The organism is Serratia sp. CY83965, from assembly GCF_052166375.1.
GTDB lineage: Bacteria > Pseudomonadota > Gammaproteobacteria > Enterobacterales > Enterobacteriaceae > Serratia > Serratia marcescens.
The window spans coordinates 571,255-590,301 of sequence record NZ_JBJNOV010000004.1; the positions used below are offsets into that span (position 1 = coordinate 571,255).

General features: G+C 60.1%; 17 protein-coding genes, 1 pseudogene and 1 other annotated feature. Of the genes and pseudogenes, 8 read left to right on the forward strand and 10 right to left on the reverse strand.

Annotation, left to right across the window (positions count from 1 at the left end; genetic code table 11):
* Window positions 1-9: 9 nt before the first annotated feature.
* Window positions 10-450 carry a YkgJ family cysteine cluster protein gene (locus ACJ8PL_RS13650; protein WP_028127465.1) on the reverse strand — a complete coding sequence of 147 codons (441 nt, stop codon included), beginning with the start codon at window positions 448-450 and terminating at the stop codon, window positions 10-12.
* Window positions 451-736: 286 nt separating this feature from the next.
* Between ACJ8PL_RS13650 and ompW the strand changes: the two genes are divergently transcribed.
* Window positions 737-1,369: an outer membrane protein OmpW gene (ompW, locus tag ACJ8PL_RS13655; RefSeq protein WP_016927514.1), complete on the forward strand. Its 633-nt coding sequence runs from the start codon at window positions 737-739 to the stop codon at window positions 1,367-1,369.
* Window positions 1,370-1,413: 44 nt separating this feature from the next.
* Here ompW and ACJ8PL_RS13660 read toward each other — a convergent pair whose 3' ends face one another.
* The 6 genes and pseudogenes from ACJ8PL_RS13660 to ACJ8PL_RS13685 form a co-directional block, all read right to left on the reverse strand.
* On the reverse strand, window positions 1,414-1,728 hold the full coding sequence (locus ACJ8PL_RS13660) for a BON domain-containing protein (RefSeq protein WP_016927515.1): 315 nt from the start codon (window positions 1,726-1,728) through the stop codon (window positions 1,414-1,416).
* Window positions 1,729-1,945: 217 nt separating this feature from the next.
* A complete protein-coding gene (gene trpA / locus ACJ8PL_RS13665; protein ID WP_016927516.1) occupies window positions 1,946-2,752 on the reverse strand; it encodes a tryptophan synthase subunit alpha in 807 nt (268 codons plus the stop codon).
* The gene (gene trpB, locus ACJ8PL_RS13670) at window positions 2,752-3,942 is read right to left on the reverse strand and encodes a tryptophan synthase subunit beta (RefSeq protein WP_097101909.1); all 1,191 of its coding nucleotides are present in this window, start codon (window positions 3,940-3,942) and stop codon (window positions 2,752-2,754) included. Before trpB ends, trpA begins: the two co-directional genes overlap by 1 nt.
* A gap of 41 nt (window positions 3,943-3,983) precedes the next feature.
* Complete coding sequence (gene trpCF, locus ACJ8PL_RS13675) at window positions 3,984-5,345, reverse strand: bifunctional indole-3-glycerol-phosphate synthase TrpC/phosphoribosylanthranilate isomerase TrpF (RefSeq protein WP_172962824.1); 1,362 nt, start codon at window positions 5,343-5,345, stop codon at window positions 3,984-3,986.
* Window positions 5,346-5,348: 3 nt separating this feature from the next.
* Window positions 5,349-6,945, reverse strand: a pseudogene (gene trpD / locus ACJ8PL_RS13680) (bifunctional anthranilate synthase glutamate amidotransferase component TrpG/anthranilate phosphoribosyltransferase TrpD).
* Entirely contained in the window at window positions 6,945-8,507 is a 1,563-nt protein-coding gene (locus ACJ8PL_RS13685) for an anthranilate synthase component 1 (RefSeq protein ID WP_016927520.1), read from the reverse strand. The pseudogene trpD and the gene ACJ8PL_RS13685 overlap by 1 nt, the downstream one beginning before the upstream one ends.
* Before the next feature lie 24 nt (window positions 8,508-8,531).
* Window positions 8,532-8,635: a sequence feature (Trp leader region), on the reverse strand.
* A 239-nt stretch (window positions 8,636-8,874) separates the two neighbouring features.
* On the opposite strand from ACJ8PL_RS13685, the gene rnm reads away from it, so the two are divergent.
* The 5 genes from rnm (at window position 8,875) to rluB (ending at window position 12,905) form a co-directional block, all read left to right on the forward strand.
* Window positions 8,875-9,756 (forward strand): RNase RNM, encoded by an 882-nt coding sequence (gene rnm / locus ACJ8PL_RS13690; RefSeq protein ID WP_016927521.1) that lies wholly within the window; start codon window positions 8,875-8,877, stop codon window positions 9,754-9,756.
* Between the two features lie 47 nt (window positions 9,757-9,803).
* Window positions 9,804-10,424, forward strand: a complete 621-nt coding sequence (locus tag ACJ8PL_RS13695; protein WP_016927522.1) for an L-threonylcarbamoyladenylate synthase — start codon at window positions 9,804-9,806, stop codon at window positions 10,422-10,424.
* A 115-nt stretch (window positions 10,425-10,539) separates the two neighbouring features.
* Window positions 10,540-10,899: a Rap1a/Tai family immunity protein gene (locus tag ACJ8PL_RS13700; protein ID WP_016927523.1), complete on the forward strand. Its 360-nt coding sequence runs from the start codon at window positions 10,540-10,542 to the stop codon at window positions 10,897-10,899.
* A 149-nt stretch (window positions 10,900-11,048) separates the two neighbouring features.
* The gene (locus ACJ8PL_RS13705; protein WP_033640137.1) at window positions 11,049-11,846 is read left to right on the forward strand and encodes an alpha/beta fold hydrolase; all 798 of its coding nucleotides are present in this window, start codon (window positions 11,049-11,051) and stop codon (window positions 11,844-11,846) included.
* Window positions 11,847-12,008: 162 nt separating this feature from the next.
* Entirely contained in the window at window positions 12,009-12,905 is an 897-nt protein-coding gene (gene rluB, locus ACJ8PL_RS13710) for a 23S rRNA pseudouridine(2605) synthase RluB (RefSeq protein ID WP_015378049.1), read from the forward strand.
* Between the two features lie 39 nt (window positions 12,906-12,944).
* Here rluB and cobO read toward each other — a convergent pair whose 3' ends face one another.
* Both cobO and ACJ8PL_RS13720 read right to left on the reverse strand, forming a co-directional pair.
* Window positions 12,945-13,535: a cob(I)yrinic acid a,c-diamide adenosyltransferase gene (gene cobO, locus ACJ8PL_RS13715; protein ID WP_016927525.1), complete on the reverse strand. Its 591-nt coding sequence runs from the start codon at window positions 13,533-13,535 to the stop codon at window positions 12,945-12,947.
* Between the two features lie 13 nt (window positions 13,536-13,548).
* The gene (locus tag ACJ8PL_RS13720; protein ID WP_016927526.1) at window positions 13,549-14,310 is read right to left on the reverse strand and encodes a YciK family oxidoreductase; all 762 of its coding nucleotides are present in this window, start codon (window positions 14,308-14,310) and stop codon (window positions 13,549-13,551) included.
* Between the two features lie 359 nt (window positions 14,311-14,669).
* Between ACJ8PL_RS13720 and sohB the strand changes: the two genes are divergently transcribed.
* Entirely contained in the window at window positions 14,670-15,716 is a 1,047-nt protein-coding gene (sohB, locus tag ACJ8PL_RS13725) for a protease SohB (protein ID WP_016927527.1), read from the forward strand.
* Window positions 15,717-15,767: 51 nt separating this feature from the next.
* Here the strand turns inward: sohB and ACJ8PL_RS13730 are convergent, their stop codons facing one another.
* Window positions 15,768-16,019, reverse strand: a complete 252-nt coding sequence (locus ACJ8PL_RS13730) for a YciN family protein (RefSeq protein ID WP_079449789.1) — start codon at window positions 16,017-16,019, stop codon at window positions 15,768-15,770.
* A gap of 427 nt (window positions 16,020-16,446) precedes the next feature.
* Here ACJ8PL_RS13730 and topA point away from each other — a divergent pair, with 427 nt between their 5' ends.
* Window positions 16,447-19,044: a type I DNA topoisomerase gene (gene topA, locus ACJ8PL_RS13735; protein WP_004930691.1), complete on the forward strand. Its 2,598-nt coding sequence runs from the start codon at window positions 16,447-16,449 to the stop codon at window positions 19,042-19,044.
* The last annotated feature ends 3 nt before the right edge of the window (window positions 19,045-19,047 follow it).

The following is a 19,047-nucleotide window of genomic DNA, read 5'->3' on the forward strand; positions in this document are numbered from 1 at the left end:
AGAGATAAATCAGTGGGTGATTGTACCCTGTTCCACGCCGCTGTGGCACCCCGCGAATTGCACTACGCCTATTTCTTCAACGATCGTCGCGTCAGACAGCGATAGCGGCAAGGGCACCGGCAAGGGCGGCAGGCCGTAGCGTTCCCGGGCGCGATCGCAGGCTTCGTTGCGCAGGCCGTTTTCACCGGACTGATCGAACTCCCTGCACGGGCTGGGCCGATTAAGGTAGATCGAGCAGGAAACGGCTTTACCTATTTCACCGTCCAGCGCGGTACAGCGGGGGGACTTGCTGTTGGTCCCCTGCATGCAGCGCAGGAATGGGGTCAAAGGCTCTGTTAAGGAAAGGGGAACGGTGCCGCCGCCGTCTTCGGCTTCGGCCCAATAGAATGACACTCGAAAATAACCGCAGCATGCGCCGCAGCTGACACAGGGATTAAGGATTTCGCTCATCTTGATTGCCCACCGACTCCTCACGGCACCAACCAAAACCAACACGGAAAATGAAATTACCTCAGCCGCATTTTTCTCCGCAACAGAAATTTGAACATGTAGATAATTTGCAACAAAATCGTTTTTTTGATGCAGATCAATCCTTGATTTATTAGACGGTTAGGTAACCTTGTTTTTGGTGGGATTTTAAATTTTTACACATAAGATGTGATCTCGATGGGATCACAAATACCCGAAAGTAGGTATATTCCCCCTCGAGCGATTAACCACACAAATGGAATGGATAATGAAAAAGACAACTCTGATGGTATTGGCGACGATGATGGCGCCTATGTTGGCAAGTGCGCATCAGGCCGGTGATTTCCTGTTCCGCGCGGGCACCGCGACGGTGCGTCCAAATGCAGGTTCGGACAACGTACTGGGGTTGGGTTCGCTGGATGCGAAAAACAACACTCAGCTCGGTCTGACCTTCGGTTACATGGTGACGGACAACATCGGTGTTGAGTTGTTGGCCGCAACGCCATTCCGCCACAAGGTGACGCTGGGCGGCACTGATTTGGCGACCGTTCACCAACTGCCGCCTACGCTGATGGCGCAATACTATTTCGGCGACAAGCAGGACAAACTGCGTCCTTACCTGGGCGTCGGCGTTAACTACACCACCTTCTTCGACGAGAAGTTCAACGACTACGGCAAAAGCGCCGGGTTGAGCGACCTCGATCTGAAAGATTCCTGGGGCGTGGCGGCGCAGGCCGGCCTGGATTACAACCTGGATGAGCACTGGATGCTGAACATGTCGGTGTGGTGGATGAACATCGAAACCAAAACTCGCTTCAACGATGCGAACGGTGGGCACCACAGCTTCGATACGCGTCTGGATCCGTGGGTGTTCATGTTCGGGGCGGGTTACCGCTTCTGATGAAGGCCGCAAGCAGGGAGGCGTTGCGCCTCCCTGTGTCGGTATTATTTAACCTGCATCACGTTTTCAACCGATTTCACGCCGGCCACGCCGCGTGTGACCTGCACCGCACGGTTGGCGTCATCGCTGGAGGTCACGAAGCCGCTCAGTTGTACGCGCCCTTTAAAGGTTTCTACGCTGATCTCGCGTGACTTGATGTTTTTATCCGCCAGCAACGCCGATTTCACTTTGGTGGTGACCACGGTGTCATCGATATAACCGCCTGTTCCCTCTGATTTTGCCGTCGGCGCGCAAGCGCTCACCGCGACCGCCACAACGGCTGCCATGCACAAGGCTGAAAGGGTTTTAAACAGCTTCATAAATTACTCTCCATGCAATGTTATGGTTGAAATTCGCTACGGTTTTTCGCCGCAGCGAGCGCATTCCCCAAATCAAACGAAGAAATGCATAGCGAACAACGTTCATTGTGAGACAAGACCTGGGTTTGTTCAAATTTTTGATGTAAATAAATGGAACAAACTTTGAGGGGAAACAAGCTGTTAAAGCGAGCGCCGGCAGGGCGCTCGCTAAAGAGGATCACGCCCGGGTGGCGCGCTTCATATTGCTGACGAAGGCCGCCAGCCTGGTCAGCATCTCCGCCGGGTCGGCATGGTGCTGTTCGATGATTTTGACGATTGCCGAGCCGGAGATCGCGCCGGCGGCGCCGGCCTGCAGCGCCGCCTTCACCTGCTCGGGTTCGGAGATGCCGAAGCCCTGCAGCGGCGGCGCGGCGTGATACTCGCGCAGCGTGTTCACCAGGTGATGCAACGGCAACTGCGCCCGGCTTTCGGTGCCGGTCACCCCGGCGCGCGACAGCAGGTAGGTGTAACCGCGGCCGTGCGACGCGATTTCACGCAGCAGATCGTCATCGGCGTTCGGCGGGCAGATGAAGATCGGTGCGATACCGTGGCGAGCGGCGGCGGCGCGGAACGGCGCAGACTCTTCAAACGGCACGTCGGCGACCAGCACCGAATCCACGCCCACTTCGGCGCAGCGTTGGTAAAACGCATCGATGCCTTTATGGAACACCAGATTGGCGTACATCAGCAGGCCGATGGGAATGGTCGGGTGCTTCTGGCGGATGGCCGCCAGCATCTCGAAGCACTGGGTCGGCGTGACGCCGGCGGCGAAAGCGCGCAGCGTCGCGCTCTGGATGGTTGGGCCATCCGCCAGCGGATCGGAGAAGGGGATGCCCAGCTCCAGCGCGTCCGCGCCGGCTTCGATCAGGGTATCGATAATCTGCAGCGACAGCGTCGGATTAGGATCGCCCAGCGTCACGAACGGGACGAAGGCGCCTTCCTTGTTGCTTTCCAGGCGTTTGAACAGTTGCTGATAACGTTCCATCAGATTTCTCCCCGTGCTTTCAAAATGTCGTGAACGGTAAATATGTCTTTGTCGCCGCGGCCGGACAGGTTGACCACCAGGATCTGTTCTTTCTGCGGCGTTTCACGGATCATTTTCAGCGCGTGCGCCAGGGCGTGCGAGGATTCCAGCGCCGGGATGATGCCTTCATGGCGCGACAGCGCCTTGAACGCTTCCAGCGCTTCGTCGTCGGTGATCGACACGTATTCGGCGCGGCCGATGCTGTTCAGGAAGGCGTGTTGCGGCCCGACGGACGGGAAGTCCAACCCGGCGGAGATTGAATAGGATTCTTCAATCTGGCCTTCGGCGGTCTGCATCATCGGCGCTTTCATACCGAAGTAGATGCCGACGTGGCCGTGCTTCAGCGGCGCGCCGTGCTGGCCGGTCTCGATGCCCAGACCGGCGGGTTCCACGCCGATCAGCCCGACATCGGCATCATCGATAAAGTCGGCGAACATACCGATGGCGTTGGAGCCGCCGCCGACGCAGGCGATGACCGCATCCGGCAGACGGCCTTCGCGCTCCAGCACCTGCGCTTTGGTTTCTTCGCCGATCATGCGCTGGAATTCACGCACGATAGTCGGGTACGGATGCGGGCCGGCGGCGGTGCCGAGCATGTAGTGCGCGGTTTCATAGCTGCCGGACCAGTCGCGCAACGCTTCGTTGCAGGCGTCTTTCAGGGTGGCGGAGCCGCTGTGCACCGGGATCACTTCCGCGCCCATCAACCGCATGCGGAACACGTTCGGCGACTGGCGCTCGACGTCTTTGGCGCCCATATAGATGCGGCATTTGAGGCCGAGCAGCGCGCAGGCCAGCGCCGACGCGACGCCGTGTTGGCCGGCGCCGGTTTCCGCGATGATCTCGGTTTTGCCCATGCGCTTGGCCAGCAACGCCTGGCCCAGCACCTGGTTGGTCTTGTGCGCGCCGCCGTGCAGCAGGTCTTCACGCTTCAGATAAAGCTTGGTGTTGCTGCCGGCGGTGAGGTTTTTGCACAGCGTCAGCGCCGTCGGGCGGCCCGCGTAGTTCTTCAACAGATCGATAAATTCCGTTTGAAACGCCGGATCGCGCTGGGCGCTGACAAAGGCTTCTTCCAGTTGTTTCAGGGCCGGCATCAGAATTTGCGGCACGTATTGGCCACCAAATTCGCCGAAGTAGGGGTTAAGCAGCGTCATGAGAGTTCCCGTTATTATCCGTTATTAATATAGAGCCGTATTCAGTAGGCGCGCAGGGTCTGGAAGACCGAGGCCAGGCGCGCGGGATCTTTGATGCCCGGTTCGCTTTCCACGCCGGAGTTGAAGTCCAGCCCGGCGCAGCCGAGCTTGGCCGCTTCGACGCAGTTGTCGGCGCGCAGGCCGCCCGCCAGCATCACGTTAGTCAGATCTTCGCCTTGCAATACCGACCAGTCGAAGCGTTGGCCGGTGCCGCCGGCGCCGTTGTCGAGCAGGTAGCGATCGACATGCTGCAGATCGCGCGCCGGCACCCGATCTTTCACGCTCAGCGCTTTCCAGATGCGGCAATCAGCCGGCAAGCGGGCGCGCAGGGCGTTGATATAAGCCTGGTCTTCCGCGCCGTGCAATTGCACCGCATGCAGGCCGAGGCGCTCAACGGTCAACGCCACGGTATCGACCTGGGCGTCGCAGAACACGCCGACATACTTCAGCGGCGCGCCGGAGATCACTTCGCGGGCGCGGGTGATATCCACATAGCGCGGTGAACGGCCGACGAAAATCAGCCCGCCGTAGATGGCGCCGGCCTGATACGCGGCGGCGGCGTCCTGCGGACGGGTCAGGCCGCACACTTTGTTGTCGCCCAGGATCACGCGGCGCACGGCGGCGCGCAGATCGGGTTCAGACATCAGCGCGCTACCGATCAGGAAACCGTTGGCGTAATGGCTCAGCTCGCGGATCTGCCCATAGTTGTTGATGCCTGACTCGCTGATCACCGTCACGCCATGCGGCACGCGCGGCGCCAGTTGGCGAGTGCGGTCCAGATCGATGCTCAGATCGCGCAGATCGCGATTATTGATGCCGACCACGCGCGCTTCCAGCGCGATCGCGCGCTGCAGCTCTTCTTCACTGATCACTTCGGTCAGCACGCCCATATTCAGGCTGTGGGCCACCGCCGCCAGCTGGCGATACTGGTCGTCGGTCAACACCGACAGCATCAGCAGGATGGCATCGGCCTGATAGTAGCGCGCCAGGTAAATCTGATACGGATCGATGATAAAGTCTTTGCACAACACCGGTTGGCTGACGGTTTTACTGACCAGCGGCAGGAAATCGAAGCTGCCCTGGAAGTATTTCTCGTCGGTCAGCACCGAGATCGCCGAGGCGAAATCTTTATACACCGTGGCGATCTCTACCGGATCAAAGTTTTCGCGAATCAACCCTTTGGAAGGCGAGGCCTTCTTGCATTCGAGAATGAAAGCCGTCCGGGTGCCCTGCAGCGCGTGATAGAAGCTGCGTTCGCTCGGTACGATGTCGTTCTGAAAGCCGGCCAGGGGCTGTTGCTGTTGTCGCGCCGCGATCCATTGCGCTTTGTCGCGGACAATCTTGTGTAGCACGGTTTCCTGCATCATTTATCCTCTTGCCGCCAGTGCGATGACACGCTCATAGGCCTGCCCGCTGTTGATCATATCCAGTGCCTGCCGCGCATTTTGGCGCAGGTCTTCATGTCCGAATAACTTCAGAAGCAACGCGACGTTGGCCGCGACCGCCGCGGCGTGCGCCGGCTCGCCTTTACCTTGTAACAGCCGCGCCAAAATGTCACGGTTTTCTTCCGGCGTGCCGCCCAGCAAGGCTTCCAGCGGATAGGTTTCCAATCCGAAGGACTGCGGCGTGAGCTGGTAGCTGCTGATTTCGCCGTTGTTCAATTCCGCTACGTGCGTCGGAGCGTGGATCGCCACCTCGTCCATGCCGCCGCCGTGAACCACCGCCGCACGCTGATAACCCAGCACGCGCAGGGTTTCGGCAATCGGCAGCACCAGTTCCGGGCTGTAAACGCCGATCAGCGCCAGCGGCGGGCGCGCCGGGTTGATCAGCGGGCCCAGCACGTTGAACAGCGTGCGGGTCTTCAACTGCTGGCGCACCGGCATGGCGTGACGAAAACCAGTGTGGTACTGCGGCGCGAACAGGAAGCACACGCCGAGATCGTCCAGCGCCTTGCGCGCTTCTTCCGCCGGCAGATCCAGGCGGATGCCGAACGCCGCCAGCAGATCTGAAGAGCCGGAACGGCTGGAGACGCTGCGGTTGCCGTGTTTGGCGATCTTCGCGCCGCACGCCGCCGCCACGAAGGCGCTGGCGGTGGAAATATTGATGCTGTTGGTGCCGTCGCCGCCGGTGCCGACGATATCGGCGAACAGATAGTCAGGGCGCGGGAACGGCTGAGCGTCGTCCAGCAGCGCTTTGGCGGCGCCGGCGATCTCTTCCGGGCGCTCGCCGCGGACTTTCATGCTGATCAACGCCGCCGCCAGTTGGCTCGGCTCCAGCTCGCCGCGCACGATGGCGCTGAACAGCTGTTGGCTTTCCTGCTGGCTCATCGACTCGGCGCGGTACAGTTTCTCAAGAATAGGTTGCATCGTCGTGTTCCTTATATTACTTCGCCAGCGCCCAGGCCAGGGTCTGCTCAAGCAGGCGCGCGCCGTGGGTGGTCAGAATCGATTCCGGGTGGAACTGGAAGCCGCACACGCGGCGGCGGTCGTCGCGCACCGCCATCACCATTTCGCCGAAACGGGCGTTGACGGTGAGATCGGCCGGGATATTGCTGCCGACCAGCGAGTGGTAGCGCGCCACCGGCAGCGGATTGGCCATACCGGCGAACATGCCTTCGCCATCGTGAGCGATCGCCGAGGCTTTGCCGTGCAGGATCTCGCCCGCCTGGCCGACCTGGCCGCCATAGGCTTCGACGATCGCCTGGTGGCCGAGGCAGATGCCGATGATCGGCAGTTGGCCGCGCAGACGCTGCAGCAGTTCCGGCATACAGCCCGCTTCGGACGGCGTGCCGGGGCCGGGCGACAGCATCAGCACCGGCTGTTCCATCTGTTGCAGACGCTCGATGATCACCTCGGCGGCGATCTGATTACGGTAAATCACCACCTGGTGGCCGCTGGCGCGCAGCTGATCGACCAGGTTGTAGGTAAAGGAATCGACGTTGTCGAGCAGCAGGATATCGGCCATCAGAACACCTCCTTGGCATGGTGCGCAGTGGCGATGGCGCGCAGCACGGCACGGGCTTTATTACGGGTTTCGTCGGCTTCCGCCTGCGGGACGGAATCCAGCACCACGCCGGCACCGGCCTGCACGGTGGCGATGCCGTCTTCAACGTAGGCGGAGCGAATGACGATGCAGGTATCCAGATCGCCGGTGGCGGTGAAGTAGCCCACCGCGCCGCCGTAGCTGCCGCGGCGCGTGCCTTCGGAGGCGGCGATCAGCTGCATCGCCCGCACTTTCGGCGCGCCGCTGAGGGTGCCCATGTTCATGCAGGCCTGGTAGGCGTGCAGCACGTCGAGATCGGCGCGCAGGGTGCCCACCACCCGGGAAACCAGGTGCATGACGAATGAATAGCGGTCCACCTTGGTCAGGTCGGCCACGTAGCGGCTGCCGGCCTGGCAGATACGCGCCAGATCGTTGCGCGCCAGATCGACCAGCATCAGGTGCTCGGCTAGCTCTTTGTGGTCGGTGCGCATTTCCAGCTCAATGCGGCTGTCGAGATCCAGATCCAACGAACCATCGGCGCGGCGGCCGCGTGGGCGAGTGCCGGCGATCGGGTAGATTTCGATTTGGCGATTGCCCGCGTCGTATTTCAGCGCGCTCTCCGGCGAAGCGCCGAACAGGGTGAAGTCATCATCCTGCATGAAGAACATGTACGGGCTGGGGTTGTTGTCTTTTAAGGTTTGGTAGGCCGCCAGCGGCGCCGGGCATGGCAGGGAAAAGCGGCGCGACGGTACCACCTGGAAAATCTCGCCCTGGCGGATCGCTTCCTGCAGCTCGCTGACCACCGCGCCGTACTCTTCGTCGCTCTGGTTACAGCTCAGCTGCATGTTTTCCAGCGTTTGGTGCGGGATCGGCTGCGGGGGTTGTTGCAACTCGGCCTGCAGCTGTTCCAGGCGTTGCTGCAAACGCTGCGCTTCACTCGCCTGCTCACTGAAGACGCTGGCCTGCAGACGGGCCGATCCGCGTTGATGATCCAGCACCAGCAGGGTTTCCGCCAGATAGAAGCAGAAGTCCGGGCAGCGTTGATCCTGGCGCAGTGCCGGCAGGTCCTCGAACCCGGCGACCAAATCGTAGGCGAACAGGCCGCCCAGCATCACGGCTTCGCGCTCGTCCGCCGGAGAGTCGACCAGCGTCAGCAGCGTGCGCAGCGCGTCGAACACCGACAGTGAACGCAGGCGGGCGTCTTCGTCCTGCACCGCGTCGATCGCCGGGAAGGTCAGTTCGCGGCCGTTGGGGCGCGCCTGATTGCGCACCTCGGGCGGCAGCGCTTCGTCCAGCAGCGGCAGCAGCGCCGCGCCGTTGGCGGTCAGCGCCTGCACGCTGACGGTGTGGCCCAGTGCGGTAATGCGCAGCGCGCTGTCGATCACCAGCAGGCTCTGCAGATTCTGTTTGCTGTTGATTTCCGCCGACTCCAGCAGCAGGGTGGCCGGACGGGCGCCGCACAGCTGGTGGAAAAGGGTGGTGGGATCGCCCCGGTAGCTGGCTTGCGCCTTCAGCAATGTCAGTTGTGGTTTGGTGTTCATCATCGGTGGTTCCAGTGAATTCTGTCCATAAAAAAGCCCGCATCAGGTGCGGGCTCAGGAAATCTGCATTGTCAGATGACAGCTATGCGCGATTACACCGCCCGCAAGAGGGAGGTACGCCACCAACCGTGAAGAGAAATGTATGTGTTCATTTGCAGACTCTCTTTGTTAACTCTCATCCGACACGGCCGTTGCCGTGAACTTGTGTACTAGTTAACTGGTTCGCGAGGGCAAAGTCAACCCTCTTTTTGCACAATGTTTTAGCGGTCAGCGTGAATTCTATTCATCGTCTGCCTGGCGCAGAATAGATTTCCGTCCGGCCGCCGATCGCGGGTATGATAGAAAACCAAGCCATTGCCGGATAGCCGTTTTGACAGACAGTAACCCCCCATCCATCGCCTTTACTCTGTACGACCTCCACAGCCACACGACCGCCTCCGACGGCTACCTGACGCCGACGCAGCTGGTGCTGCGGGCGGTAGAGATGCGCGTGGGCGTGCTGGCGATCACCGATCACGACACCACCGCAGGCTTGGCTGAGGCCGCCGCCGCTATTGCGGAGCAGGCGTTGCCGCTGCGGCTGGTCAACGGGGTGGAAATCTCGACGCTATGGGAAAATCATGAAATTCATATCGTTGGGTTGGGCGTGGACGTCGCGCACCCGGCGCTGGTGGCGCTATTGGCGGAACAAACCGAACGTCGCCATCGGCGCGCGCAGGAGATCGGCGCACGTCTGGGTAAAGCGCGCATTCCCGACGCCTATGCCGGCGCCCAGCGGTTGGCGGGGGCCGGTGCGGTGACCCGCGGCCATTTCGCCCGTTACCTGGTGGAGATTGGCGTGGCGGACAACATGGCGCAGGTGTTCAAGAAATATCTGGCCAAAGGCAAAACCGGCTACGTGCCGCCGCAGTGGTGTACAATAGAACAAGCCATTGATGCGATTCATCAATCGGGCGGCCAGGCGGTGATAGCGCACCCCGGCCGTTATGATCTGACCGCGAAGTGGTTGAAACGTTTGCTGGCGCATTTCGCCGAACACGGCGGCGACGCCATGGAAGTGGCGCAGTGTCAGCAGGCGCCGCATGAGCGCGCGCAGCTGGCGAAGTACGCGCAGGACTACCACCTGTTGGCCTCGCAAGGCTCTGATTTCCATCAACCTTGTTCGTGGATCGAACTGGGGCGCAAGCTGTGGCTGCCGGGCGGCGTCGAGCCAGTGTGGCGCGATTGGCCGCAACCGGGCCAGGCGGTCTGATTTTACGCGCGTGGCAACGCGCGCGGGCATTATTTTAGGAGCAAGTCATGAGTCAGCTTTTTTATATTCATCCGGATAACCCACAGCCGCGTTTGATTAACCAGGCGGTCGAGGTGCTGCGCAAGGGCGGAGTGATCGTTTATCCCACCGATTCCGGCTACGCGCTGGGTTGCATGCTGGAAGAGAAGGCGGCGATGGAGCGCATTTGCCGCATCCGTCAACTGGACGGCAACCACAACTTTACCCTGATGTGCCGCGATCTGTCCGAATTGTCGACCTATGCGCACGTCGATAATACGGCCTTCCGCCTGATCAAAAACAATACGCCGGGCCACTACACGTTCATTCTGAAGGCGACCAAAGAAGTGCCGCGCCGCCTGATGAATGAAAAGCGCAAAACCATCGGCCTGCGTGTGCCGTCGAACCCGATCGCATTGGCGCTGCTGGAGGCGCTGAACGAACCGATGATGTCCACCACCCTGATGCTGCCGGGCAATGATTTTGCCGAGTCCGATCCGGAAGAGATCAGCGATCATTTGGGCAAGGTGGTCGATCTGGTGATCCACGGCGGCTTCCTCGGCCAACAACCGACCACGGTTATCGATCTGACCGAATCCACGCCGGAAGTGGTGCGCGAAGGGGCGGGTGACGCGGCGCCTTTCCGCTGATGTAAAAGGTTGCCACCTTGCCCATTGTCTGAAAATCGGCTGAAGCGAGGCTATTTCGCGTGAAAGCCGCTATTCTTGACTACTTCAGAATTGATAATGGGCAGGATGCGCAGCAATGATTAAACAGGTTTCTTTTTTAGCGGCCTTATTATTTTCCTCAATGGCAAATGCGGGGTTTTATTCAGGCAGCGGTTTGCTGGCGGAATCCGGCGGTTACGTAAAAAATAAAAGCGGTGAAGCCACCGTGGCCGAAGCGCTGAATGGCGGCATGTTCATGGGATACGTCGCCGGCGTATTCGATACTTATTCCATGCAGGGCAATCGCAATATCTGCCCGGAAGCCGGGATGAGCATCGGCGTAGCCGCCGACGCGGTGATGCAGTATTTGAACGAGCATCCTGAGCAACTGCATTATTCCGCACCGTCGGTGATCATGCTGGCGTTAAGCGCCGCCTATCCCTGCGTGCGCCATTAAGTTCCCATTCCAATTAGTGCGCATTTTTTCATAAGGTGCGCCCAGGGGACTTTCCGCACGAACTTCAATAGATCAATACCTGCTGCGCTGTCACCTTATCCCCGTCGGTATTCCCCGAACGGGTCGGGGAGAGACGCGCAGGAGGTAATATGACCGCATTTCACAGTGCCAACATGATGCTCGATTATCAGGATATCGGCTCAGGGCCGCTCACGTTGGTGTTGCTGCCCGGCTGGTGCGAACCGAAAACCGTGTTTGAGCCGTTCATCGCTCTGGCGGCCGAACGCTATCGGGTGATCAGCATCGACTGGCGCGGCCATGGCCTGTCGTCAAAAGCCACGGAGATGTCGCTGACGGCGGACGACTTGCTGGAGGATGTGCGCCAACTGCTGACGGCGCTGCGTTTGGATAACGCGGTCACTCTGTCGGTGGCGCACGCCAGCTGGCTGGCGGTGGCGTTGGCCGAAGCGTTGCCGCAGCGGGTGCGGGGCATGGTGTTTCTCGACTGGATCATGACGCAGCCGGAGCCGGCGTTCTTTACGGCGGTGAGCCGCATGCAGCAGCCGCAGCAGTGGCTGGCGGCGCGCGACGCCTTGTTCGACTTCTGGCAGGGCGGCATCCGTCACGATCGGGTCAAACGCCATCTGGAGGTCGAGATGGCGCAGGAAGATTACCGGCTCTGGCGTGCCGCCGGCGTGGCCATCGAACAGGCCTATCGGCAATACGGCTCGCCGCTGCAACGCCTGGCGGGCATGAGCGCGCCGCCGCCGTGTCGGCACATCTACTCGTTGGATCGCCGCGACGACTACCTGCGGCAACAGCAGGCATTTGCCGCCGAACAGCCGTTTTTCTCCGTGGTGCGTCTAGGCGAGGCTCGCACTCACCTCGGCATTTTGGAACGGCCCGACGCGGTGCTGTGGGCGGTGGAGGATTTTTTGGCGCCGTGAACGCTGTCTGAAGGGGGCCACCGCCGATAAAGTGGGTTTCAACACCTTAGAAAGCCTGTATAATACGCGGTTCGATCCTGATAAGCGTATTATGACCGTCGTGGCGCTTGGCCGCGGCGGTATCCCCCCGACGCCTGTGAAGGCGACATTAGAGGTTGCTCAATGAGCGAAAAGTTACAGAAAGTTTTAGCGCGCGCCGGGCATGGCTCGCGTCGTGAAATCGAAACCATGATTGAAGCCGGGCGCGTCAGCGTCGACGGCAAGGTCGCCAAGCTCGGCGATCGCGTTGAAGTGACGCCGGCGATGAAAATCCGTCTGGATGGCCATGTCCTGTCGATCAAAGAATCCGAAGAGGTGGTTTGCCGGGTGCTGGCTTACTACAAACCGGAAGGCGAGCTGTGTACCCGCAGCGATCCTGAAGGCCGCCCGACGGTGTTCGATCGCCTGCCGAAGCTGCGCGGTTCGCGCTGGGTGGCGGTAGGGCGCCTGGACGTCAACACCTCCGGTCTGCTGCTGTTCACCACCGATGGCGAACTGGCCAACCGTCTGATGCACCCGAGCCGTGAAGTGGAGCGCGAGTACGCGGTGCGCGTGTTCGGCCAGGTTGACGATGCGAAAGTGAAGCAGCTGAGCAAAGGCGTGCAATTGGAAGACGGCCCGGCCGCCTTCCGCACCATCAGCTTCCAGGGCGGTGAAGGCCTCAACCAGTGGTACAACGTGACCCTGACCGAAGGCCGCAACCGTGAAGTGCGTCGCCTGTGGGAAGCGGTGGGCGTGCAGGTGAGCCGCCTGATCCGCGTGCGTTACGGCGACATCGATCTGCCGAAAGGCCTGCCGCGCGGCGGCTGGGCTGAACTGGATCTGCCGGCGATCAACTACCTGCGCGAGCTGGTGGAGTTGAAACCGGAAACGGTCAGCAAAATGCCGGTGGAGCGTGAGCGCCGCCGCGTGAAGGCCAACCAGATCCGCCGTGCGGTCAAGCGCCACTCGCAGGTGGCCGGCAGCGGCCGCCGCAGTGCGCCAGGCAGCAAACCGGGCAAGCCAAGCAAACGCAGCTAATCCCGCCATTCTGGCCCCGTTCGGGGCCAGAACGTTTTGTTACCAATCGATCCCCTGTTGCGCCTTCACGCCCGCGTCGAATGCGTGTTTCACCGGCCGCATCTCCGTGACCGTATCCGCCAGTTCCAGCAGATCGCGATGGCAGCCGCGCCCGGTCAGGATCACCGTTTGATGCGCAGGGCGTTGCAGGAGCGCTTCCTTCAGCTCTTCCAGTTCCAGATAGCCGTAGGTCAGCATGTAGGTCACTTCATCCAGCAGAACCAGATCCAGGCCGCTGTCGGCCAGCATGCGTTTGCCGTGCTGCCACACCGCCTGGCAGGCGGCGGTGTCGCCGGCCTTGTTTTGCGTTTCCCAGGTGAAACCGGTGGCCATCACCTGAAATTCAACGCCGTGTTGCTGCAGCAGATTCTTTTCGCCATTGGGCCATTCGCCCTTGATGAACTGGATCACCCCGGCGCGCATACCGTGGCCGACCGCGCGGGTGACGGTGCCGAAGGCGGCGGTGGTTTTACCCTTGCCGTTGCCGGTAAACACCAGCAGCAGGCCGCGGGTGTCCTGCGCCGCGGCGATGCGCGCATCGACCTGTTCTTTCAGGCGCTGCTGGCGCTGTTGATGACGATCTTCCGCCATGAAACGCTCCTGATTATTCGGCTGCGCCGGGTTTGCGGTTCGGCTGCGCGTCGAAGCTCATGCCGGTTTTGCGGCGGCTGTCTTCGCCCATCAAATACAGATACAGCGGCATGATATCGGCCGGGGTTTTCAGCTTGTTCTTGTCTTCGTGCGGGAAGGCAGATGCGCGCATTTTGGTGCGGGTGCCGCCCGGATTGATGCAGTTCACCCGCAGATTGCGGTTTTTATACTCGTCGGCCAACACCTGCATCATGCCCTCGGTGGCGAACTTTGACACCGCATAGGCACCCCAGTCTGCGCGGCCGGTACGCCCGACGCTGGAGCTGGTGAACACCAGTGAACCGGCGTGGGATTTCAGCAGCAGCGGCAGCAGCGCCTGAGTCAGCATAAAGGTGGCGTTGACGTTAACCTGCATCACTTCTTGCCACATGGTTATCGACAGGTCGGCCATCGGCGCGATGTCGCCGAGCAGGCCGGCGTTGTGCAACACGCCGTCAAGGCGGGGGATCTGGCGCGCCAGATCGTCGGCTATCTGCCGGCATTGCTCCTGAGTGGCGTGCAGCAAGTCGAGCGTGACCACCAGGGCCGGGGCGCCGCCCAGGGCTGCGATCTCTTGTTGTACCGCCAGCAGTTTGCTCTCGGTGCGCCCCAGCAGCACCAACTGGGCGCCGAAGCGCGCGTAGGTCAGCGCCGCTTCGCGGCCGATGCCGTCGCCGGCGCCGGTGACCAAAATGATACGTTGTTCGAGCAGATCTTGTTTGGGTTGGTAATGCACGATAAATCCTCGCCTGGGTGGCTGTTCTCCCGCGGATATCGGGGAGCAAGGGTGAAACGCGCGGCCGGGGCGGGAGCGAAGGCTCGACCGTCTGCGGGCCGCGCAGCGAATCCGTCTCATCATATTGATGAATAATGGGTGTTATATGCCTTAATCCGCAGGCATTTTCAATGCGTAGCAGGCTGAAATGGCATTCTTTTGTAACAAAAGCGCGGCGGTGGCGGCTTGGTTCGGCCGTAAATCGTCCCCATAGTGATGCTCTGTGCGCAATGAATTTTCATTTAGCCGCGACAGCAGCCGCTGCGGTTGGCTAAAATGGAAATAAGCATACTAACAACCTGTAAATAAAGGCGGAATCTGTGGAGTTTATATCTGTTTATGGCCTGTTTCTGGCCAAGGTCGCCACGGTGGTGCTCGCCATCGCCGCGTTGGCCATCCTGGCGGTCAGTTTGGGGCAACGCAAGAGCCGCCAGAAAGGGGAGCTGCAGCTGACCGATCTCGGCGAACAGTATCGCGAGATGCAGCGCGATATGCGCCTGGCGCGCATGGATGCCGCCGAGCAGAAGGTTTGGCTGAAACAGTTCAAGAAGCAGACCAAATCTGATGACAAATTGAAGAAGCAGCGCGCCAAGTCCGGCGCGGTGGAAGTGGCCAAGCCGTGCCTGTATGTGCTGGATTTCAAGGGCAGCATGGACGCGCACGAGGTCACCTCGCTGCGCGAAGAGATCTCGGCGGTGTTGGCGGTGGCGTCGGCGCAGGATGAAGTTCTGTTGCGCCTGGAAAGCCCTGGCGGGGTGGTGCACGGCTACGGCCTGGCGGCTTCGCAGTTGGAGCGCCTGCGCAAAGGCGGCATTCGCCTGACGGTAGCGGTGGATAAAGTGGCGGCCAGCGGCGGCTACATGATGGCCTGCGTCGCGGATCGCATCGTGGCGGCGCCGTTCGCCATCATCGGCTCCATCGGCGTGGTGGCGCAGATCCCGAACTTCCACCGTCTGCTGAAGAAGAACGACATCGACGTGGAGTTGCACACCGCCGGGCAGTTTAAACGCACGCTGACGCTGTTCGGTGAAAACACCGAACAGGGGCGCGAGAAGTTCCGCGAAGATTTGAACGAAACCCACGAACTGTTCAAGCGCTTCGTGCATGAGCAACGCCCGTCGCTCGATATCGACAGCGTCGCCACCGGTGAGCACTGGTTCGGTTCACAGGCGAAAGAGAAGGGCCTGGTCGACGCCATCGGCACCAGCGATGATTTGCTGATCGCCGAGCTGGATAACCACGAAGTGATCGCTGTGCGCTATACGCGCCGTAAACGCCTGATGGATCGCTTCACCGGCAGCGCGGCGGAAAGCGTCGATCGTTTGCTGCTGCGCTGGTGGCAGCGTGGGGAAAAGCCGTTGTTGTAACGGCAACGAGAGCGTGAATCAACGGGGGCCAGGCGCCCCCGTTTTCTTGTCTTAATCGACTAGGTGGTATTTTTCCGAAAGCAGGTGAGCCAAATGTTTAAACATATTAAATACCGCGGTGGTTTTGGCGGTGGGCAATCCATCGGCATCCAAAAAGTATTCGCCGCGAAAAACTAAAACGCCGCTTTTTTGTTCAACGCCGGTGGCGATCATGCCGTGCAGATAATCTTCGTGTTGGCGGATGATGTTATTTGCTTCCGCCAGCAGGGCCTCGCGGCCGATAGGTGCAGTATTCGTGCGCATTTATTAGACTCCAAACTAAAAACTCTGCGCATATTCTAACGCCGGTTCGCTTTTATCCGCAAACCGACTAAGGTTTATTTGCCGTCTGGATGGCCATGGGCGGCCGCCGGTTGGCGAAATCGGACTTTCCATGCTAATTAGGTTGCGTGACGCTTTTTATCAGGTACAGTGTGGGATTTTGCGGCGTCGGGTGGAAGGTTTTGTTTACGCCATGAATAAAACTCACACAGCCATACTTCTGGGGCATGGGTGAATAGCAGGCAGGATCAACAACTTGCGTTCAGGTTGAGCAGTTGGGCAACCAAAAGAAAAAAATCTGTTGATCTCTTGCCAGACTGCCGCAATATAAAAAAAGAGACACGAATTGCCGCGGCACGGCGAGATAAAAGACTTCTTTTTAGAAGAAATAAATTAGGTAAAGGTAAATATGGGTAAAGCTCTCGTAATAGTTGAGTCCCCGGCAAAAGCCAAAACTATTAATAAATATTTAGGAAGTGACTACGTGGTGAAGTCCAGCGTCGGTCACATCCGTGATTTGCCGACCAGTGGCTCAGCCAGCAAAAAGAGCGCTGACTCAACCGAAGACAAAGCCAAGAAAAAAGTTAAAAAAGATGAGAAGGCGGCGCTGGTAAATCGCATGGGCGTCGACCCTTACCACGGCTGGAAAGCGCATTATGAAATCCTGCCGGGTAAAGAAAAAGTGGTCGCCGAGTTAAAATCGTTGGCGGAAAACGCCGACCACATTTATCTCGCAACCGACCTTGACCGCGAAGGGGAAGCCATCGCCTGGCACCTGCGGGAAGTGATCGGTGGAGATGACAAACGCTTTAGCCGCGTGGTGTTTAACGAAATCACCAAAAACGCGATCCAGCAGGCGTTCAAACAGCCGGGCGAGCTGAACATTGATCGCGTCAACGCGCAGCAGGCGCGCCGGTTTATGGACCGCGTGGTGGGCTATATGGTCTCGCCGCTGCTGTGGAAGAAAATCGCCCGCGGCCTGTCCGCCGGCCGTGTGCAGTCGGTGGCGGTGCGTCTGGTGGTTGAGCGCGAACGCGACATCAAGGCGTTCGTGCCGGAAGAGTACTGGGAACTGCATGCCGATCTGCTGGCGAAGGGTGAAACCGCGCTGCAGATGGAAGTGACCCACGCGCACGACAAACCGTTCAAGCCGGTCAACCGCGAGCAGACTCACGCCGCGGTCAAGTTGCTGGAAAAAGCCCGCTACACGGTGCTGGATCGCGAAGACAAACCGACCAGCAGCAAGCCGGGCGCGCCTTTCATTACCTCCACGCTGCAACAGGCCGCCAGCACCCGCCTGAGCTTCGGCGTGAAGAAAACCATGATGATGGCGCAACGGCTGTATGAAGCCGGCCACATCACCTATATGCGTACCGATTCCACCAACCTGAGCCAGGATGCGCTCAACATGGTGCGTGGCTACATCGGCGACAACTTCGGCGATAAATACCTGCCGAAGGCGCCGAATCAGTACAGCAGCAAAGAGAATTCGCAGGAAGCGCACGAAGCGATCCGTCCTTCGGACGTGAACGTGCTCGCCGAGCAGTTGAAAGACATGGAAGCGGATGCGCAGAAGCTGTATCAGCTGATCTGGCGCCAGTTCGTCGCCTGCCAGATGACGCCGGCGCAGTACGATTCCACCACGCTGACGGTGAAAGCCGGTGATTATCAGCTGCGCGCCAAGGGCCGTACGCTGCGCTTTGACGGTTGGACCAAGGTGATGCCGGCGTTGCGCAAGGGCGATGAAGATCGCACCCTGCCATACGTCGAAATCGGCAGCGAGCTGGATCTGCAGAAACTGATCCCGAGCCAGCACTTCACCAAGCCGCCGGCGCGCTACAGCGAAGCCTCGCTGGTGAAAGAGCTGGAAAAACGCGGCATTGGCCGCCCCTCCACCTACGCCTCCATTATCTCAACCATTCAGGATCGCGGTTATGTGCGGGTGGAAAGCCGCCGCTTCTATGCCGAGAAAATGGGTGAGATCGTCACCGATCGTCTGGAAGAAAACTTCCGCGAGCTGATGAACTATGACTTCACCGCGCGCATGGAAGATGGTCTCGATGAGGTCGCCAACAACCAGGCCGAGTGGAAAGCGGTGCTGGACGAGTTCTTCGTCGACTTCAGCGAGCAGCTGGAAACGGCGGAGAAGGATCCGGAAGAAGGCGGCATGCGGCCTAACCAGATGGTGATGACCAGCATCGACTGCCCGACCTGCGGCCGCAAGATGGGCATCCGTACCGCCAGCACCGGCGTGTTCCTCGGTTGTTCCGGCTACGCGCTGCCGCCGAAGGAGCGTTGCAAAACCACCATCAACCTGGTGCCTGAAGCGGAAGTGCTCAACATCCTCGAAGGCGACGACGCGGAAACCAACGCGCTGCGCGCCCGCCGCCGCTGCCAGAAATGCGGTACGGCGATGGACAGCTATCTGATCGACAACCAGCGCAAGCTGCACGTCTGCGGCAACAACCCGGCGTGTGACGGCTATGAGATCGAAGAGGGCGAGTTCCGCCTGAAAGGTTATGACGGCCCGGTGGTGGAGTGCGACAAGTGCGGTTCGGAAATGCACCTGAAAATGGGGCGTTTCGGCAAGTACATGGGCTGCACCAACGAGAACTGCAAAAATACCCGCAAGATCCTGCGTAACGGCGATGTGGCGCCGCCGAAGGAAGATCCGGTGCCGTTGCCGGAGCTGCCGTGCGAGAAGTCCGACGCCTATTTCGTGCTGCGTGACGGCGCTGCCGGCGTGTTCCTGGCGGCCAACACCTTCCCTAAATCGCGCGAGACCCGCGCGCCGTTGGTGGAGGAGCTGGCTCGCTTCAAGGATCGTCTGCCGGAGAAACTGCGCTACCTGGCCGATGCGCCGGTGGCGGATGCCGAAGGCAACAAAACGCTGGTGCGTTTCAGCCGTAAAACCAAGCAGCAGTACGTCTCCTCTGAAAAAGACGGCAAGGCGACCGGTTGGTCCGCGTTCTACGTGGACGGCAAGTGGGTCGAAGGCAAGAAGTAAGGG

What these genes read in the sequence shown, in the direction of transcription:
- ACJ8PL_RS13650 (WP_028127465.1), bottom strand. Translation starts at nt 450, where the DNA reads ATGAGCGAAATCCTTAATCCCTGTGTCAGCTGCGGCGCATGCTGCGGT.
- ACJ8PL_RS13695 (WP_016927522.1), top strand. Translation starts at nt 9,804, where the DNA reads ATGAGTCAGCTTTTTTATATTCATCCGGATAACCCACAGCCGCGTTTG.
- trpA (WP_016927516.1), bottom strand. Translation starts at nt 2,752, where the DNA reads ATGGAACGTTATCAGCAACTGTTCAAACGCCTGGAAAGCAACAAGGAA.
- ACJ8PL_RS13705 (WP_033640137.1), top strand. Translation starts at nt 11,049, where the DNA reads ATGACCGCATTTCACAGTGCCAACATGATGCTCGATTATCAGGATATC.
- cobO (WP_016927525.1), bottom strand. Translation starts at nt 13,535, where the DNA reads ATGGCGGAAGATCGTCATCAACAGCGCCAGCAGCGCCTGAAAGAACAG.
- ACJ8PL_RS13700 (WP_016927523.1), top strand. Translation starts at nt 10,540, where the DNA reads ATGATTAAACAGGTTTCTTTTTTAGCGGCCTTATTATTTTCCTCAATG.
- ACJ8PL_RS13660 (WP_016927515.1), bottom strand. Translation starts at nt 1,728, where the DNA reads ATGAAGCTGTTTAAAACCCTTTCAGCCTTGTGCATGGCAGCCGTTGTG.
- trpCF (WP_172962824.1), bottom strand. Translation starts at nt 5,345, where the DNA reads ATGCAGGAAACCGTGCTACACAAGATTGTCCGCGACAAAGCGCAATGG.
- rluB (WP_015378049.1), top strand. Translation starts at nt 12,009, where the DNA reads ATGAGCGAAAAGTTACAGAAAGTTTTAGCGCGCGCCGGGCATGGCTCG.
- ACJ8PL_RS13685 (WP_016927520.1), bottom strand. Translation starts at nt 8,507, where the DNA reads ATGATGAACACCAAACCACAACTGACATTGCTGAAGGCGCAAGCCAGC.
- trpB (WP_097101909.1), bottom strand. Translation starts at nt 3,942, where the DNA reads ATGACGCTGCTTAACCCCTACTTCGGCGAATTTGGTGGCCAATACGTG.
- ACJ8PL_RS13730 (WP_079449789.1), bottom strand. Translation starts at nt 16,019, where the DNA reads ATGCGCACGAATACTGCACCTATCGGCCGCGAGGCCCTGCTGGCGGAA.
- ompW (WP_016927514.1), top strand. Translation starts at nt 737, where the DNA reads ATGAAAAAGACAACTCTGATGGTATTGGCGACGATGATGGCGCCTATG.
- topA (WP_004930691.1), top strand. Translation starts at nt 16,447, where the DNA reads ATGGGTAAAGCTCTCGTAATAGTTGAGTCCCCGGCAAAAGCCAAAACT.